This is a genomic window from Iodobacter arcticus (assembly GCF_042664895.1).
GTDB lineage: Bacteria > Pseudomonadota > Gammaproteobacteria > Burkholderiales > Chitinibacteraceae > Iodobacter > Iodobacter arcticus.
This window is the reverse complement of sequence record NZ_JBHTBQ010000033.1, coordinates 198,703-213,824: the sequence shown is the minus strand read 5'-3', so window position 1 is coordinate 213,824 and position 15,122 is coordinate 198,703. Positions and strand designations below refer to the sequence as shown.

Below are 15,122 nucleotides of genomic sequence, written 5' to 3'. Positions count from 1 at the left end.
GAAGTCTCCGGGTTATTTGGCTGCTGGTGCATTCAGCCCAGCAGAAATAAAAGGCATCAATTGACGAACCACCAATGCCGGATCACGGGCATTGACGAGTGAGCTTTCGGTAAAGAGGCGTAAAACATTATTACCCGCGAATGCATTAAACATAGCACTGGATAAAAAGTGGAAACGCCATTGCACATCTAATTCAGACAAATGTGGCAAAGCACGTCCTAATGCCACTAAATAACGCCGGGTTAATTCACCATAACGCTGTGGCATTGTTGCTTTTAATTCCGGATGCGGCTCAACAAAAGTACGAGCTAGCAAACGAACAAACAACAAACCACCGTATTCTGGATTTCTACCCATTTCTAAAGAAGCCATCACAAATGCTTCGGCAACTTGATCTGCAGTTGGATTAGGAATATGACTTTCCAATTCCTCAAGTTTGCCTAATAGCAATCTTGCAAATGGCTCTGCCCTGCGTTCAAATACCGCACGAAATAAACCATCTTTAGAGTGGTAGTAATAATTAACCGCCGCAATATTGACTCGGGCCGATTGCGTAATCATGCGCATGGACGTGGCATCAAAGCCGTGTTCAACAAAAAGAGGCTCGGCTGCATCCAAAATGCGGTTTGCTGTGTCTTGCGCCTTGACCGATTCGACCACTTTAAGACTCCTGCTGGGTGTAGTTGATTTAGAACAATTTCAAACGACCGTTTGAAATTATAAGAAGTTGAGATTATTGTCAAGCCAAGACGTAAAAATAGCGGAAAACCCCTAGGTTTCCCGCCTATCAATGCAACACAATTCTTCCTTTTAGCTTTCTAGCATATCGCCATCGATGTAATACCAACGGCCTTCCTCAAAAACGAAACGACTTCTTTCATGTAATTTCCAAGCTTTACCACCCACTTTATAGCGCGCAATAAACTCAACTTCAGCATGTGATGCTTGCGTTTGAGCGTCTTTAATTTTCAAACCCAACCAGCGCACAGGCTCTTCATCGCCAAGCGTCGCTGGCCGAGTAGATGAATGCCAAGTCGCCAATAAGTAAGCGTGCAAATTCAATACAAAAGCACTATAGCGTGAGCGCATCAATTGTTCTGCCGTTTCTGTAGCGGCGCCCTCATGAAAAGGCGCACAGCATTTTGTATAAACCCGGCCACTTTCACAGGGGCAATTCGTTTCTTTCAACTTTACAACTCCCACATAAAGCACTTGGCGCATCATACTCATTACTTTCAAATGTCGCCGTAATAATGCACAGGGCCGCAAGCCACACTCTGGCGTAAAATGAAGCCCTTTTCTGCAAAGGGCCACCGCATGTATCTGATATCCAAACCGCTAGCCGCCCTGTTTGATATGGACGGCCTGATGCTCGATACCGAAAGCATAGGTATTGAATGCTGGACCAGCGCCGCTGCCACACTCGGCGTTGAAATGCCACGTGCTGTGCTGATTGGCATGATTGGCATGCACTCCAGCAAAACAGATGTTTATCTGCTTGAGCACCTTGGCAGCCATGCCCCGATTGCAGAATTACGCGCCGCCTGCCATGCACTCTATATGGAGCGCACCCAGGAACCGATTGCCCATCGTCCCGGCCTGAGCGATATCCTCGATTGGCTGGAAGCGCAGCATATCCCCAAGGCAGTCTGCACCTCAACACGCCGCAGCATTGCCGAGCATCATTTACGCGCAGCGGGTCTGTGGTCTCGATTTGAATTTGCCATTTGTGGCGATGAAGTCACTCACCCTAAACCTGCACCTGAAATCTATCAAAAAGCCGCAGCCGCATTTAACTTGCCTCCGGCCTCATGCATCGTGCTTGAGGATTCTGACTTTGGTGTGCAAGCCGCTCATCAAGCGGGCTGCAAAGTCATTATGATTCCCGATTTGCGCCCGCCATCGGCACACTCTGTGGCACTCAAAATCCCCATTCTTGGCTCGCTCACCGAAGCGAGAAACTTACTGACCCAAGCAGCCTAAGTGAGCGTTTAAAACACGGCGAGATGGCGAATGAACTTAATTTATTTTGCCAAAGCCGTGTTTTTGAATGAGTTGCACTTTAATTACACCACAACATTCTTAGCTTCTCCCGCTAAAAACGCATCAACATTGTGAATCAACTGATCTGCCAATTGCTGCATGGTAAATTGCCCTGCCCATGCAATATGCGGTGTGATAATCAAATTGGGCAGGCTGATATCCAATAAAGCATTGCCATTTCTTGGCGGCTCCGTGATTAAAACATCCAGCCCTGCCCCGCCTAATTGCCCTACCTGCAAAGCATGCAGTAACGCCACTTCATCTACCAAACCACCTCTTGCCGTATTAATCAGCACCGCATCGTTTTTCATTAAGGCTAATTCTGCCTGCCCAATCAGATTACTGGTTTGCGCATTAAACGGGCAATGCAAGCTCAGCACATCGGCACGGGAAAGCGCCTCATTAAAATCGACAAAGCCCTGACGCACTTCCTTGGCGTGTTTTCGTTCAGCAAAGAGCACCTCCATACCTAAAGCACGAGCCAAGCTCGCCATCGCCTGCCCCAAAGCGCCTGAACCGATTAAAGTCAGCGTGCTGCCTGCTAAATCGTGAATCGGCGCAGAAAAATGACAAAAGCTTTTTGCCTGCTGCCATTGACCGGCCTCAACATCCGCACGGTAAGCCAATAGCTGCCGCCGTAAAGCCAGCATCAACATCAGCGCATGTTCAGGCACCCCGGCTAAAGCATAATCACGAATATTACAAACGCGAATCCCGCGCGCTTTGCAAGCTGCCAAATCAATCTGGTTATAACCGGTTGCAGCAACGGCAATCATTTTTAAATTTGGGCAAGCCGCAATGGTTGCTGCCGTAATCGGCACTTTATTGCTGATAGCAATATCAGCGAGCATCAGACGATCTACCACCTCGCTCACGGCGGTATTGGCATATTCCTGCCATTGATGCGCGGCTTGTAAGGGGAGTAAAGTAAGCGGTAAAGAGTCTCTATCTAAAAACACAATCCGTGGCAGAATCTCTTGCAACATATATCGCTCTCAATAAATTTAAAAGGTAGCAAAATGAATCAAGTTGATCTCTTTCTGGCACCCGGCTTTGAAGAAATAGAATTGATCACGGTCGCCGATATTTTACGTCGTGCGGATATTAGCACCCGGCTTATTTCAATTGATAGCCAGCTGGCTGTAACAGGGGCACATCAAATCACGATCCAAGCGGATCTAACTATGGATGCCGCCGATCATAATGCTCACCTATTAGTTCTACCCGGCGGCGGGCCCGGTACGCAAGCGATGCTGGCCAGCACAGCGCTGCATTCCCGTTTGCAACAGCACCTTGCAAAGGGCAAACCCATAGCCGCCATTTGCGCAGCACCCATGGTGCTGGCCAAAGCGAATCTACTCAGGGGAATCAATGCAATCTGCTATCCCGGCTGCGAAGCAGCCTTACTTGAGGCGGGCGCAAATATCGTGATGGAAGACGTAGTGATCGACGGCCTAATCACAACCTCACGCGGCCCCGGCACAGCAGCCGCATTTGCTTTCGAGCTGGTGCGCCAAATCAAAAGCGAGACTCTATCGCAACAGCTCAGTAAAGAAATGCTATTTGCCTAAATCATCCATCAAAAAAGCCCGCACTCAGTATGCGGGCCTTCCCTTTAATACATCGATTCAAACTAATTCATACACCGTTTTACCGCGCAATTTAAACAATTGCGCTGCGTGATAAAGATTTTCAGAATGGCCAACCACCAATAAACCTGAAGATTTCATTTGCGGCGCAAAGCGCTCTAAAATCTTGAGCTGCGTGGGTTTATCAAAATAAATCATCACATTGCGGCAAAAAACCACATCAAACGGGCCACGAATTGCCCATGTGGCTTCAACTAAATTAAGCCGCTTAAATGTGATCATATCGCGCAGCTCTTGCTTGGCCTGATAGCGCCCATCGGGCAGCTTATCAAAGAAACGCTTCACCCTTTGCGGCCCCATGCGCTCAACTTCTTCCCCGACATAAATACCTTGTCGCCCTGTTTCCAGCACATTGGTGTCTAAATCAGTGGCCGTGACTTTAACCGGCGGGCGCATGCTATCGAATGCTTCGCAGGCTGTCATAGCAATACTGTAAGGCTCCTCCCCTGTACTTGAGGCCGATGACCAAACATGCAGCGCACCCGCACTACGATGGGCCAATAAATGCTCAGCCAGAATCGGAAAATGATGTGCTTCACGAAAAAACGAGGTGAGATTCGTCGTGAGCGAATTGGTAAACAATTCAAACTCTTTGCTATTGCCTTTTTCGAGCAGCTGTAAATAATCATTAAATGACTGCAAGCCCAAAGCGCGTAAACGCTTAGCTAAGCGGCCATAAACCATATCTTGTTTAGCTGGAGAAAGCGCAATGCCCGCGTAGTTGTAAATTAACTTACGCACCTTTTCAAAGTCTTGCTCTGTAAATTGAAATTCGCGAGAAGGCGTTGGCAACATGGTGATCCTTTAATCAATTTCTTAAAAACAATGGGGCGTTATAAAGCCTGATCTAAACGTGTTATAGCCCCAAATCAGACCAAATAGCATCCACACGTGCTTTTACTGCATCATCCATCTTGATGGTTGTGCCCCACTCTCGGCTTGTTTCACCTGGCCATTTATTGGTGGCATCCAGTCCCATCTTGCCGCCTAAGCCGCTAATCGGTGAGGCAAAATCCAGATAATCAATCGGCGTGCTTTCTACTAGGGTGGTATCCCTTACCGGATCCATACGGGTGGTAATGGCCCAGATGACTTCTTTCCAATCACGAATATCAATATCGTCGTCCACCACCACAATAAATTTGGTGTACATAAACTGACGCAAAAATGACCACACACCAAACATCACTCGTTTAGCATGGCCCGGATAAGATTTTTTGATGGAAACAATCGCCATCCGATAGCTGCAGCCTTCTGGTGGCAAATAGAAATCAGTAATTTCACTAAATTGCTTTTGCAAAATAGGCACAAAGACTTCATTTAAAGCCACGCCCAGCACCGCAGGCTCGTCTGGCGGCTTGCCGGTATAGGTGCTGTGGTAAATCGGATCTTTACGCGTGGTAATACGCTCCAGCGTAAACACTGGAAACCAGTCTTTTTCGTTGTAATAGCCGGTATGGTCGCCATACGGACCTTCCAGCGCATACAGATAGCCACCCACTTCTTTAAGAGGAATACCGGCTTCACTTATCCCCGTAAAACCTTTTTCCGCGGGCTGAATGTGTCCTTCGAGAATAATCTCGGCCCGGGCAGGCACTTGCAAATCAGAGCCCAAGCACTTTACCAGCTCGGTTTTTGAGCCGCGCAGCAAGCCTGCAAATTGATATTCAGACAAAGTATCGGGAACAGGAGTGACTGCGCCAAGAATAGTCGCTGGATCGCAACCCAGAACCACAGCAATCGGAAAAGGCTGGCCCGGGTTTTGCAACGCGTGCTCTCTAAAATCTAAAGCGCCGCCACGATGCGCCAGCCAACGCATAATCACCTGATTGCGGCTAATCACCTGCTGGCGATAAATACCTAAATTCTGACGCTTTTTATTTGGACCACGCGTCACCACCAAACCCCAAGTAATCAGCGGGGCGGCGTCTTCTGGCCAGCAGTGTTGAATTGGAATACGTGCTAAATCGACCGCCTCGCCTTCCCAAACGACTTCTTGGCAGGGGCCATTTTTGACTTCTTTAGGTGCCATATTCAAGATTTGCTTGAGCAGCGGCAATTTATCCCAAGCATCCCGTAGGCCTTTAGGCGGCTCTGGCTCTTTTAAATAAGCCAGCGTCTTGCCAATTTCACGCAGCGCGCTAATCTCAGCCGCACCCATGCCATTGGCAACTCTGGTTGGCGTGCCAAATAGATTAGCCAGCACCGGCATGCTATGCCCGGGCACGTTCTCGAATAAAATCGCTGGCCCTGCTGCGCGCAAAGTGCGGTCACAAATTTCGGTCATTTCAAGGTAGGGCGAGACAGGTACTTTTACCCGTTTTAACTCGCCGCGTTTTTCTAACTGCTCAATAAAATCACGTAAATCTCGATATTGCATAGGTAAAACTCGGCAAAGATAACGATTACTCGGACAAACTCATGGTGGCGCGGTAAACGCCGCCTGCAGCAATCGATACCGCATGATCAAGCACATCGCCGCGCTCGACACAAACAAAGCCGGTGTGATTGCCCTGGCCCACATCGGCCATCTTGGCCGCGTCTTCCCATGGGTTCCAGACAATCGTGCAGTGCGTATCGCTGCTCACTTTAATTTGCCCCGCACTATGCTTAATCACTTGCTCGGCAGGCACATCTAAATAAACGCGGTCTGTGAGTGCTTGCATCTGTAAATCGCCCGCTTGCAAATGACGAGGATGCCCTTCTAACAGGCTATCAACATAGGTGCAGCCGTCTAAGCCATGAATCAACGTCTCATTCACATCAGGCACGGCCAGATAGCTATGGAAAGCCTGCGAAAATACTGCCGCGGTGTCGCTGCAATTTTCCACCACCAGCTGCAAGCTTAATTCGCGCCCTACCGTGACTTCCAAGCGAAACACAAAAGCGTGTGGCCACAATGCAAGGCTTGCTGCTGAATCACTGAGCTCAAGCACCACTTTAATCGCGGCATCGCTCAGTATTTCTACTTCGCACACATCCCAATTAGAAGTACGGGCAAAGCCATGCGCAGGTAAGCCATCAGGATGGCGACCAAACCAAGGCATACACAACGGGATACCACCACGAATCGCCTTGCCCGCAGCAAATACGGCTTTCGGCGACAACCACAATAGCTCACGCCCGCCCGCAGGAATAAAAGACAATAAATGCGCACCCTGCAATGCGATCGTCGCCGAGCCTAATTCGCTTTGAATTTGCAACAAAGGCAAACCCGGCTCATCGCCGCCATATAAATCAACAGACGAGCAAAAGCTCATTTCAGGGATAGTCGCCAGCAAGGTGGCCAAATTTGCTTGCATAGATAAACTCCTTAGACATCTCAACGATTGATCTGCCTTTATTTATACCGGACGACGAGGCACCCACACCAAGGCATCACCATCAATCACTTTTTCGCCCTTCACCCAACATTCTGTGAGCAAACGAACGCGTTGTTTTTCCTGATTTACTTCAATCACCGTCACTAAAGCTGTCACGGTATCACCAATTTTAACTGGCTTTAAAAACTTTAAATTTTGCCCCATATAAATGGCACCAGGGCCGGGCAAGCGGGTTCCGATCACCGTAGAAATAAGGCTGGCGCTCAGCATGCCGTGTGCAATACGGCCACCAAAGCGGGTGGTTGCCGCAAATTCTTCATCAATATGCATGGGGTTATTATCGCCAGAGAGCCCAGCGAACAAGACAATATCAGCCTCTGTCAGCGTTTTGCGATATTCAGCGCTTAAATCCGACTGCAAATCTTCAATGTAATAGCTCATTTAAAACCCTCATCATTGATTGTGTATTTAGTGATTTAATTCTGAGCGTTATGCCATTCGTTTATTTTTTAATAAACAATGTAATGGCACTGCCCAAGGAAGAGATCGACAACAACAAATTAGAAATAAACAAGAAAAATGCACCTTACCACTCTGGCAACAAAAGGTAATCATCGTTTTACACGAACTCATGAATCACTTTCTAGTTCATGACATATAAACACTGGATTTCCAATCATTAGGAGCCGGAATTTTTGCTTTGCACCACACCACCCTGACGTGCAGCAGGCGACACAACAGGCATACGATTTAAATCAAGCCAAGGCGAAAGCCATTTAAAAGTACGCCGGTACGCATCAGAACTTGCCTCGGGATTAAACGCAATTGACACGCTGAAAGCCCCCATCGTCACTCGTTTTACGTCATCCGTTTTTAAACCGAAATTATCAAAATCATGAAACGCATCCGGATAGGTAATTAAACGAAAAGTAGGCTGGTCGGCCCGGGCAACTAAAACACGGCAAGGCTCCGCAGGCGTCCACTCATCTTCCTCCCCTACCAAAAGCAGGAGCGGTGCGGTGACTTGATACTTATCCCGCAATAAATAAGAGCTGCAAGACGGGAAAAAACCAACCGCAGCCCGCACAGAAGGCTGCTTTTGGCCTAGCAAGGCCAATACAGCGCTAGCGCCATGCGACCAGCCGATCACGCCCAAGCGATCACCATCAATTTCTTTACGGGTTTTTAGCCATTCCAGCGCATGACGAGCGTCTTCCGCCCGCATTCTTGGGCTTATTGTGCGTTTACTCAGCGGCACGCTGCAAATTTCCTGCAAATCCCGGGCAGCAAAGCTATCGAGCATCAGCACACCGTAACCTTTTTCCTGCAAAAGACTCGCCATACGATCCGGGCGCGGATTAATGCCCGTCGCTTGCAGGCCATTGCAACCATGTAACAATAAAACAGCCGCAGCAGGGCCTGCCTCAGGAAAAGGCGGAGGCAAGTACTTTGCAGACAAAATGATCTCTGCACCGGGAATCAGCACGCGCTCAGCCCTCACAGGCAAAGCAAGCACACTAAGCAGGCAAAACCAGAAAGTAATTCGCATCGCATCTAATTAAATCAAATGGAAAAAACAATACGTTTTATTTTTGCCCTGCATCATCACAAGCAAATATAAAACACCCTGCAACACCGACTGACTCAAGCATCAGCTTTTAATTCACCATCAAAATTACTTTATCTAACATCGGCACACCACAATATTACAAGAAACTTTCTTAATGCAAAGCAATGATGAAGTCAAGGATTTTCCTGCCATCCATCAGTTCAGAATGGCGCGCACTCTAACACAAGGCACTGTGCTTTACTAAACTGACTCGCCAATCTAATCGTACGCCCTTGTTGTAATACAGCGCCTCGTTTTTATTTCCCCAAGCCTCCCCAGATCAATGCAAGCCTCATAAAGGTGCAAATATGAGCGATACAATCGACATTAACTTTAGCCACGGAATCGCCACAATTACACTTAGCAGGCCCGAGATTTGCAATGCCTTTGATGACATGCTCATTGCGGAGCTCACCGCCACCCTCACTGCATTTGGCCAAAACCCGAATTTACGCGTTGTGGTACTCAGTGCAGAGGGCAGCACATTCAGCGCAGGCGCAGATTTAAGCTGGATGCATCACGCCACCCAATTTGATCAACACCGTAATTTTGAGGATGCCTTGAAGCTCGCTAGGCTAATGCAAACCCTAGAACGCCTTCCCGTACCCACAATTGCGCGGATTCAAGGCCCCGCATTAGGCGGGGGGGTAGGATTAATTGCCTGCTGTGATTTGGCGGTGGCCAGCCATGAAGCGTGGTTTAGAATCAATGAAGTGCGCCTTGGCTTAATTCCTGCCGTCATCGGGCCTTATATCATTAGCAAAATTGGCATTAGCGCAGCAAGACGCTATATGCTGACTGCAGAGCGCTTTGATTGCCATACTGCGCTTCAACTGGGGCTATTGCATGAAGTAAAAACAGACGAGCTTGCGATGGATCAGCAAGTACAAACATGGATAAACGAATTACTACAAAATAGTCCGCATGCTCTGACTGCAGCAAAAAGACTCATTACCTCGGTGGTACATCGCCCTATCGACGATGCCATGATCTCTGATACCGCCCACCGCATCGCCCATATCAGAACACACGAAGAAGCACGTGAAGGCGTCGCCGCCTACCTAGGCAAACGCCCCCCTTCATGGCACATCAGCCGGGCGGCAAAACTAAATGGCGACGAGGCTGGCGGCTAACATTTTCGGACTCTGCAACCGTTAGAAGTTGCAAGCTAGGCAAAGGATGAATAAATTCATCCTTGATCACGAGGATATCCACGTTTTCCAGCTCTGCGCTTCCGTCTTCCATATTGAATACGGTCATCATGGCAATATCTCCTCGGGGCTAAAACAAGAATCTAACGCTCTTGCTTATTCTTAATATCGGCATATCAGTAAGAAAATTCAATCCGTATGTAAAAAAAATGGCAAGGCACAAGACCCTGCCATTTTACTACAGCCTGAAAGCATTACTCTAAATTGCTTGCCTTCAGCTTGTAATCCACTTTAATTTGCGATTTCAATGCTTGCAAATAGCTAGCCAATTCAACCTGGCCATACATTTGCACCATACTTTCACTCATCTGGCGGCGCAAACCTGCATCCAGTGCAGGCGCTGGCGTTGCCTGAACCACTTTAAACAGAGCAAAACCCTGGCCTTTTACCTCTGCACCTGCATAAGCAGGGAGTTTATCCGCAGATACACGGAAGATATCCTTTACCTGAGCTTCTGGCACAGCAGATTGCCCCATCCGCAACATCGCTTGCGGAGCAGGCCAAGTCAGCGTATCTGCCCCACCCTTTTTCAGCTCAGCCAGTTTTTTAGTGCCTTCATCAACAGCTAGTTTAAGTGCCTTTTCTTGCTTTAACTTTGCAATAATCCCGGCACTCACTGCCTCCAGCTTTTGCGCTTGCGCAGGCTTTGCTTCAATCACGCGCACCGACACCAGCGTACCTGGCGCCACTTCAATGGCTTCTGAATTATGTTTCTTTTTTAGCACATCATCGCTAAAGGCGGCTTCCCGCAGCTTCTCGTTATTGAGCAGCTCATCCTTAGCTGCCGCGCGGGTGATCCAGTCGCTTTGCTTTACAAGCAGCTTAAACGCCTCTGCAGCAGGTTTTAAACTACTTGCCTCCTGATAAACCAGATCATTAAACTTTTCAGCTTTTGACTGGAAGCTCTGGCTTACTTTCTCAAGCTTTAGTTTTTGCTCAACACCAGGCTGCACTTCTGCAAATGTTTTACTGCGAACATCATCAAGACGAATAATATGCAAGCCAAAATCACTGGCAACCACAGCGCTGATTTCGCCCTTTTTAAGCTTAAAGGCAGCTTCATCAAAAGGCTTCACCATCGCACCGCGCGCAAAGAAGCCTAAATCACCGCCATTAGCCGCCGAGCCGGGGTCTTGCGACTCTTTCTTCGCTAGCTCAGCAAAGCGGACAGGATTGGCTTTAAGCTCCAGCAAAATAGCATCTGCTTTTGCTTGGGCTGCTTTTTTCGCCTCAGGCTTAGCGTCTTTTGCCAAAGTAATCAAAATGTGGCTGGCTTTACGCTCTTCGCCTGTTAGCTCAGCTTTGTGCGCGTCAAAATACTTTTGCACATCGTCCGGGCTCACAGAAATAGCCTTTGCTAATTCCTGTTGCGAAAAAACAAGATATTCTAAACGAGCCATTTCTGGCGACTTAAATTCTGCCTGATGGCTATCGTAATATTTTTTGACTTCTGCATCAGATACGGTCACTTGGGACATAAAAGCAGCAGGCGAAATTTGCAACATCGCCACTTCTCTTTTTTCGCCCAATAGCTTGGCCATATATTCGGTGACCGCAGTGGATTGAATCCCGCTCGAAAATCCCGCCAACACATGGCTACTGGATAAATCATCGCGCACGCGCTGCTGAAAAGTCAGCGGCGTCATTTGCTGTGCAGCAAGCAGGTCCTGATAACGCTTTGGGCTAAATTTACCGTTTTCCTGGAAATCGGGAATGGCCGCGATCGCATCACGAATCTGATCATCAGACACTTTAAGATGCAATAGACTAGCTTGCTCTAACAACAGCTGCTTTTTAACCAGCTGCTCAAGCACCATCGGTTTCATTTCGTTAGGGATAGCACGATTACCAATGGCTTCGGCGAGCTCGCGAGGCGTAATCCGTGTTTGGCCCACTTTCGCCAAATACGATTCGCCATCCTCCATCGCACTGTAGCCAGTAAGGCCAACGCCAACAACAAGCCCCAGAGACACCAGGCCAAGTACCACCTGAACGGCGGTTTTGTTCTTTTCAACAAAGGAAAACATGAGACAGTCAACTCCGCAAGTGATTCGCGGCATATGATGCCAGATTGACGCCTGCCTGTCTTGCTAAGCAGGGCATAGATAAATAAAAAGCCAAACATTTCTGTTTGGCTTTTTATTTTAATCTTTATTGGCGGAGCGGACGGGACTCGAACCCGCGACCCCCGGCGTGACAGGCCGGTATTCTAACCAACTGAACTACCACTCCACAATGCGACCACATCTTCGTACAGAGAGTGGTGGGTGATGACGGGGTCGAACCGCCGACATTCTGCGTGTAAGGCAGACGCTCTACCAACTGAGCTAATCACCCTTTTCCATTCACATCAAAACAAAGCAATCATACTGGATGAGCTGCACATGCTTTTATGCGTTAGGCTAAAGCCCTTTTGTTAAAGGGCTTATTTCCTAAGGAACACTTTACTGCACTAAAAAACATTCAGTCAGCAAAGTAAGTCGATTATTGTACTGCATCTTTCAGTGATTTACCAGCCCTAAATTTAGGCTGTTTCGCTGCTGCAATCGCAATAGTCTCACCAGTACGTGGATTACGGCCACTGCGCTCAGCACGCTCAGACACATAGAAAGAGCCAAAGCCGACCAGCGTTACTTCGTCGCCGCCCTTCAGTGCATTGGTAACGGCTTCTACTGTTGCATCCAGAGCTTTACCTGCATCAGCCTTGGAGAGACCAGCGGATTCTGCGATGGCGTTGATGAGTTCCGATTTATTCACTTACGTCCCCTTACAATTCTGATTGGATTGATACGATTAACTATTGACTACAGCTTTATAGCAAGCCACAAAATCTTGTGTCAACTAATGTTTTGTAAGCTGTCCGGTCACTTCCACCCCTGCTTGCGGCAGAACGGGCTCCACACTCACAACTTCTTCCGGCAAAATCTCCGGCAAACGCTCTAAGGCAAACCCCAACACCTGGTCGATCCACTTAACTGGGTGAATGGTAAGTCCGCGCTTCACATTGTCAGGGATCTCGGCAAGATCCTTAACATTGCCCTCAGGAATTAACACCTGCTTAATGCCCCCACGGTGAGCAGCAAGCAGTTTCTCCTTTAAACCACCAATTGGCAATACTTCGCCACGTAGCGTGATCTCTCCGGTCATTGCAACATCACAGCGAACCGGAATACCCGACAATACCGACACCATTGCCGTGGCAATACCAATCCCTGCAGATGGACCATCTTTTGGCGTAGCCCCTTCAGGAAAGTGAATGTGCATATCAATTTTCTGATAGAAATCCGGGTCAATCCCCAATGCTTTAGCGCGGCTACGCACGACCGATAAAGCAGCTTGGATGGATTCTTGCATCACATCACCCAGCTTACCGGTTTGAATCATTTTGCCCTTACCTGGGAATTTTACCGCTTCGATGGTGAGCAATTCGCCCCCCACTTCAGTCCAGGCAAGACCTGTTACCTGCCCAACTTGATTCGTTTGCTCGGCCACTCCGTAGTCAAAACGATGTACACCAAGATACTTTTCCAAGTTTTTCGGGGTAACAGTAATCTTTTTATCGCTTGGTTTCATCAAAAGACTCTTCACTACCTTACGGCAGATGCGAGCAATTTCCCGATCCAAGCTACGCACACCGGCCTCACGTGTGTAGTAACGCACCACATCACGCACAGCTGTGTCGGAGATCACCAACTCACCCTCTTGTACGCCATTAGCCTTAACTTGCTTTGGCACTAAGTACTTTAGGGCAATATTTACTTTTTCGTCTTCGGTATAGCCCGACAAACGAATAACTTCCATCCGATCCAGCAAAGCAGGAGGAATATTTAATGAATTTGCGGTGGCAACAAACATCACATCCGACAAATCAAAATCAACTTCCAGATAATGGTCGCTAAATGCGTGGTTTTGTTCCGGATCCAACACTTCCAACAAGGCAGAAGAAGGGTCGCCACGGAAATCTGCGCCCATCTTATCGACTTCATCAAGTAAAAATAGCGGATTTTTCACGCCAATTTTAGTCATCGACTGCAAAATCTTGCCCGGCATTGAGCCGATATAGGTGCGGCGATGCCCACGAATCTCGGACTCGTCACGCACGCCACCCAAGGCCATGCGTACAAACTTGCGATTGGTTGCGCGTGCAATCGACTCGCCCAAGGAGGTCTTACCCACGCCCGGCGGCCCTACAAGGCACAGAATCGGCGCTTTAAGCTTTTCAACACGGCTTTGTACTGCGAGGTACTCAACAATGCGCTCTTTCACCTTTTCTAGCCCGTAATGATCGGTATCGAGCACCAATTCAGCAGCAGGTAATTCTTTGCTGATTTTGGTTTTCTTTTTCCACGGCAAATCGAGCAGGGTATCGATGTAATTACGCACCACGGTCGCTTCTGCTGACATAGGCGACATCATGCGTAATTTTTTAAGCTCGGATTCTGCTTTATCGCGCGCTTCTTTACTCATGCCGGCGTTCTTGATTTTTTTATCAAGCTCGTCGATATCGGCGTTTTCGTCTAATTCGCCCAGCTCTTTCTGAATCGCCTTAACCTGCTCGTTCAGATAATACTCACGCTGGCTTTTCTCCATCTGGCGCTTCACGCGCCCACGAATACGCTTTTCAACCTGCAAAATATCCAGCTCGGATTCCAGCTGTTTTAATAGCTGCTCCATCCGGCGACGCAGATCAAACATCTCGAGGATGGATTGCTTTTGCTCAAGCTTTAAAGGCAGATGCGCAGCAATCGTATCAGCCAGACGATGAGCATCTTCAATCCCAGCGAGGGAAGTCAGAATTTCTGGTGGAATTTTTTTATTGAGCTTAACGAACTGATCAAATTGAGTCAGCAAGGCGCGGCGCATGGCTTCTACTTCATGCCCCTGCTCACCACTTGCATCAACCGGATGAGCGATGGCGCTATAAAAGCCCGCCTCTTCATCAATATCAGTCACCTCGGCACGCTGACCGCCCTCTACCAGCACTTTTACCGTGCCATCGGGCAGTTTCAGCATCTGCAAGATGCTGGCAATCGTTCCTACAGGATAAATGTCAGCCAAGCCTGGCTCATCTTTCTGGGCGTTTTTTTGCGCAACCAGCAGGATATGGCGGCCATCTTCCATCGCGGCTTCTAGCGCGCGAATCGACTTTGGGCGACCCACAAATAGCGGGATAACCATATGCGGAAACACCACCACATCTCGTAGCGGTAGCAGCGGCAAATGGACATCGTCAGCAAACGCAACAGTTTGGGACATCAACAAGGGTCCTCAATAATGGATTTATCCC

15 protein-coding genes and 2 tRNA genes are annotated in these 15,122 nt (G+C 48.4%); 3 read left to right on the top strand and 14 right to left on the bottom strand.

All coding sequences use genetic code 11. The features are described from left to right. Positions 1 to 12: 12 nt before the first annotated feature. Together ACFQNF_RS14975 and ACFQNF_RS14970 are read right to left on the bottom strand one after the other, a co-directional pair. Positions 13 to 660 (bottom strand): TetR/AcrR family transcriptional regulator, encoded by a 648-nt coding sequence (locus ACFQNF_RS14975; RefSeq protein ID WP_046352783.1) that lies wholly within the window; start codon positions 658 to 660, stop codon positions 13 to 15. Positions 661 to 810: 150 nt separating this feature from the next. Beyond that, complete coding sequence (locus tag ACFQNF_RS14970) at positions 811 to 1,221, bottom strand: YchJ family protein (protein ID WP_380188957.1); 411 nt, start codon at positions 1,219 to 1,221, stop codon at positions 811 to 813. Positions 1,222 to 1,317: 96 nt separating this feature from the next. On the opposite strand from ACFQNF_RS14970, the gene ACFQNF_RS14965 reads away from it, so the two are divergent. Beyond that, complete coding sequence (locus ACFQNF_RS14965; protein WP_380188731.1) at positions 1,318 to 1,983, top strand: HAD family hydrolase; 666 nt, start codon at positions 1,318 to 1,320, stop codon at positions 1,981 to 1,983. 83 nt (positions 1,984 to 2,066) lie between these two features. On the opposite strand, the gene ACFQNF_RS14960 is transcribed toward ACFQNF_RS14965, so the two are convergent. After that, positions 2,067 to 3,029 carry a D-2-hydroxyacid dehydrogenase gene (locus ACFQNF_RS14960; RefSeq protein ID WP_380188730.1) on the bottom strand — a complete coding sequence of 321 codons (963 nt, stop codon included), beginning with the start codon at positions 3,027 to 3,029 and terminating at the stop codon, positions 2,067 to 2,069. Between the two features lie 33 nt (positions 3,030 to 3,062). Here ACFQNF_RS14960 and ACFQNF_RS14955 point away from each other — a divergent pair, with 33 nt between their 5' ends. Beyond that, positions 3,063 to 3,614 carry a DJ-1 family glyoxalase III gene (locus ACFQNF_RS14955; protein ID WP_380188729.1) on the top strand — a complete coding sequence of 184 codons (552 nt, stop codon included), beginning with the start codon at positions 3,063 to 3,065 and terminating at the stop codon, positions 3,612 to 3,614. A 57-nt stretch (positions 3,615 to 3,671) separates the two neighbouring features. On the opposite strand, the gene ACFQNF_RS14950 is transcribed toward ACFQNF_RS14955, so the two are convergent. The 5 genes from ACFQNF_RS14950 to ACFQNF_RS14930 form a co-directional block, all read right to left on the bottom strand. After that, complete coding sequence (locus tag ACFQNF_RS14950) at positions 3,672 to 4,487, bottom strand: CheR family methyltransferase (protein WP_380188728.1); 816 nt, start codon at positions 4,485 to 4,487, stop codon at positions 3,672 to 3,674. A gap of 61 nt (positions 4,488 to 4,548) precedes the next feature. Further along, the gene (ubiD, locus tag ACFQNF_RS14945; RefSeq protein WP_380188727.1) at positions 4,549 to 6,072 is read right to left on the bottom strand and encodes a 4-hydroxy-3-polyprenylbenzoate decarboxylase; all 1,524 of its coding nucleotides are present in this window, start codon (positions 6,070 to 6,072) and stop codon (positions 4,549 to 4,551) included. Positions 6,073 to 6,097: 25 nt separating this feature from the next. After that, a complete protein-coding gene (locus ACFQNF_RS14940) occupies positions 6,098 to 6,994 on the bottom strand; it encodes a D-hexose-6-phosphate mutarotase (protein WP_380188726.1) in 897 nt (298 codons plus the stop codon). A 42-nt stretch (positions 6,995 to 7,036) separates the two neighbouring features. Next, complete coding sequence (locus ACFQNF_RS14935) at positions 7,037 to 7,456, bottom strand: MaoC family dehydratase (RefSeq protein WP_380188725.1); 420 nt, start codon at positions 7,454 to 7,456, stop codon at positions 7,037 to 7,039. A gap of 238 nt (positions 7,457 to 7,694) precedes the next feature. Continuing rightward, positions 7,695 to 8,564, bottom strand: a complete 870-nt coding sequence (locus ACFQNF_RS14930; RefSeq protein ID WP_380188724.1) for a dienelactone hydrolase family protein — start codon at positions 8,562 to 8,564, stop codon at positions 7,695 to 7,697. Positions 8,565 to 8,932: 368 nt separating this feature from the next. On the opposite strand from ACFQNF_RS14930, the gene ACFQNF_RS14925 reads away from it, so the two are divergent. Continuing rightward, a complete protein-coding gene (locus ACFQNF_RS14925) occupies positions 8,933 to 9,757 on the top strand; it encodes an enoyl-CoA hydratase/isomerase family protein (protein ID WP_380188723.1) in 825 nt (274 codons plus the stop codon). Here the strand turns inward: ACFQNF_RS14925 and ACFQNF_RS14920 are convergent. From ACFQNF_RS14920 to lon, 6 genes are all read right to left on the bottom strand, one after another. Then, a complete protein-coding gene (locus ACFQNF_RS14920) occupies positions 9,714 to 9,887 on the bottom strand; it encodes a hypothetical protein (RefSeq protein ID WP_380188722.1) in 174 nt (57 codons plus the stop codon). The two genes, ACFQNF_RS14925 and ACFQNF_RS14920, sit on opposite strands and share 44 nt — an antisense overlap. 142 nt (positions 9,888 to 10,029) lie before the next feature. Further along, a complete protein-coding gene (locus tag ACFQNF_RS14915) occupies positions 10,030 to 11,862 on the bottom strand; it encodes a SurA N-terminal domain-containing protein (protein WP_380188721.1) in 1,833 nt (610 codons plus the stop codon). A gap of 128 nt (positions 11,863 to 11,990) precedes the next feature. Continuing rightward, positions 11,991 to 12,067, bottom strand: a tRNA-Asp gene (locus ACFQNF_RS14910). A 29-nt stretch (positions 12,068 to 12,096) separates the two neighbouring features. Continuing rightward, a tRNA-Val gene (locus ACFQNF_RS14905) sits at positions 12,097 to 12,172 on the bottom strand. Between the two features lie 147 nt (positions 12,173 to 12,319). Continuing rightward, entirely contained in the window at positions 12,320 to 12,592 is a 273-nt protein-coding gene (locus tag ACFQNF_RS14900) for an HU family DNA-binding protein (protein WP_046352775.1), read from the bottom strand. 84 nt (positions 12,593 to 12,676) lie between these two features. Then, entirely contained in the window at positions 12,677 to 15,091 is a 2,415-nt protein-coding gene (lon, locus tag ACFQNF_RS14895) for an endopeptidase La (protein ID WP_380188720.1), read from the bottom strand. Between the last annotated feature and the right edge of the window lie 31 nt (positions 15,092 to 15,122).

What these genes read in the sequence shown, in the direction of transcription:
- lon (WP_380188720.1), bottom strand. Translation starts at nt 15,091, where the DNA reads ATGTCCCAAACTGTTGCGTTTGCTGACGATGTCCATTTGCCGCTGCTA.
- ubiD (WP_380188727.1), bottom strand. Translation starts at nt 6,072, where the DNA reads ATGCAATATCGAGATTTACGTGATTTTATTGAGCAGTTAGAAAAACGC.
- ACFQNF_RS14960 (WP_380188730.1), bottom strand. Translation starts at nt 3,029, where the DNA reads ATGTTGCAAGAGATTCTGCCACGGATTGTGTTTTTAGATAGAGACTCT.
- ACFQNF_RS14925 (WP_380188723.1), top strand. Translation starts at nt 8,933, where the DNA reads ATGAGCGATACAATCGACATTAACTTTAGCCACGGAATCGCCACAATT.
- ACFQNF_RS14930 (WP_380188724.1), bottom strand. Translation starts at nt 8,564, where the DNA reads ATGCGAATTACTTTCTGGTTTTGCCTGCTTAGTGTGCTTGCTTTGCCT.
- ACFQNF_RS14935 (WP_380188725.1), bottom strand. Translation starts at nt 7,456, where the DNA reads ATGAGCTATTACATTGAAGATTTGCAGTCGGATTTAAGCGCTGAATAT.
- ACFQNF_RS14955 (WP_380188729.1), top strand. Translation starts at nt 3,063, where the DNA reads ATGAATCAAGTTGATCTCTTTCTGGCACCCGGCTTTGAAGAAATAGAA.
- ACFQNF_RS14940 (WP_380188726.1), bottom strand. Translation starts at nt 6,994, where the DNA reads ATGCAAGCAAATTTGGCCACCTTGCTGGCGACTATCCCTGAAATGAGC.
- ACFQNF_RS14915 (WP_380188721.1), bottom strand. Translation starts at nt 11,862, where the DNA reads ATGTTTTCCTTTGTTGAAAAGAACAAAACCGCCGTTCAGGTGGTACTT.
- ACFQNF_RS14950 (WP_380188728.1), bottom strand. Translation starts at nt 4,487, where the DNA reads ATGTTGCCAACGCCTTCTCGCGAATTTCAATTTACAGAGCAAGACTTT.
- ACFQNF_RS14965 (WP_380188731.1), top strand. Translation starts at nt 1,318, where the DNA reads ATGTATCTGATATCCAAACCGCTAGCCGCCCTGTTTGATATGGACGGC.
- ACFQNF_RS14970 (WP_380188957.1), bottom strand. Translation starts at nt 1,221, where the DNA reads ATGCGCCAAGTGCTTTATGTGGGAGTTGTAAAGTTGAAAGAAACGAAT.
- ACFQNF_RS14920 (WP_380188722.1), bottom strand. Translation starts at nt 9,887, where the DNA reads ATGATGACCGTATTCAATATGGAAGACGGAAGCGCAGAGCTGGAAAAC.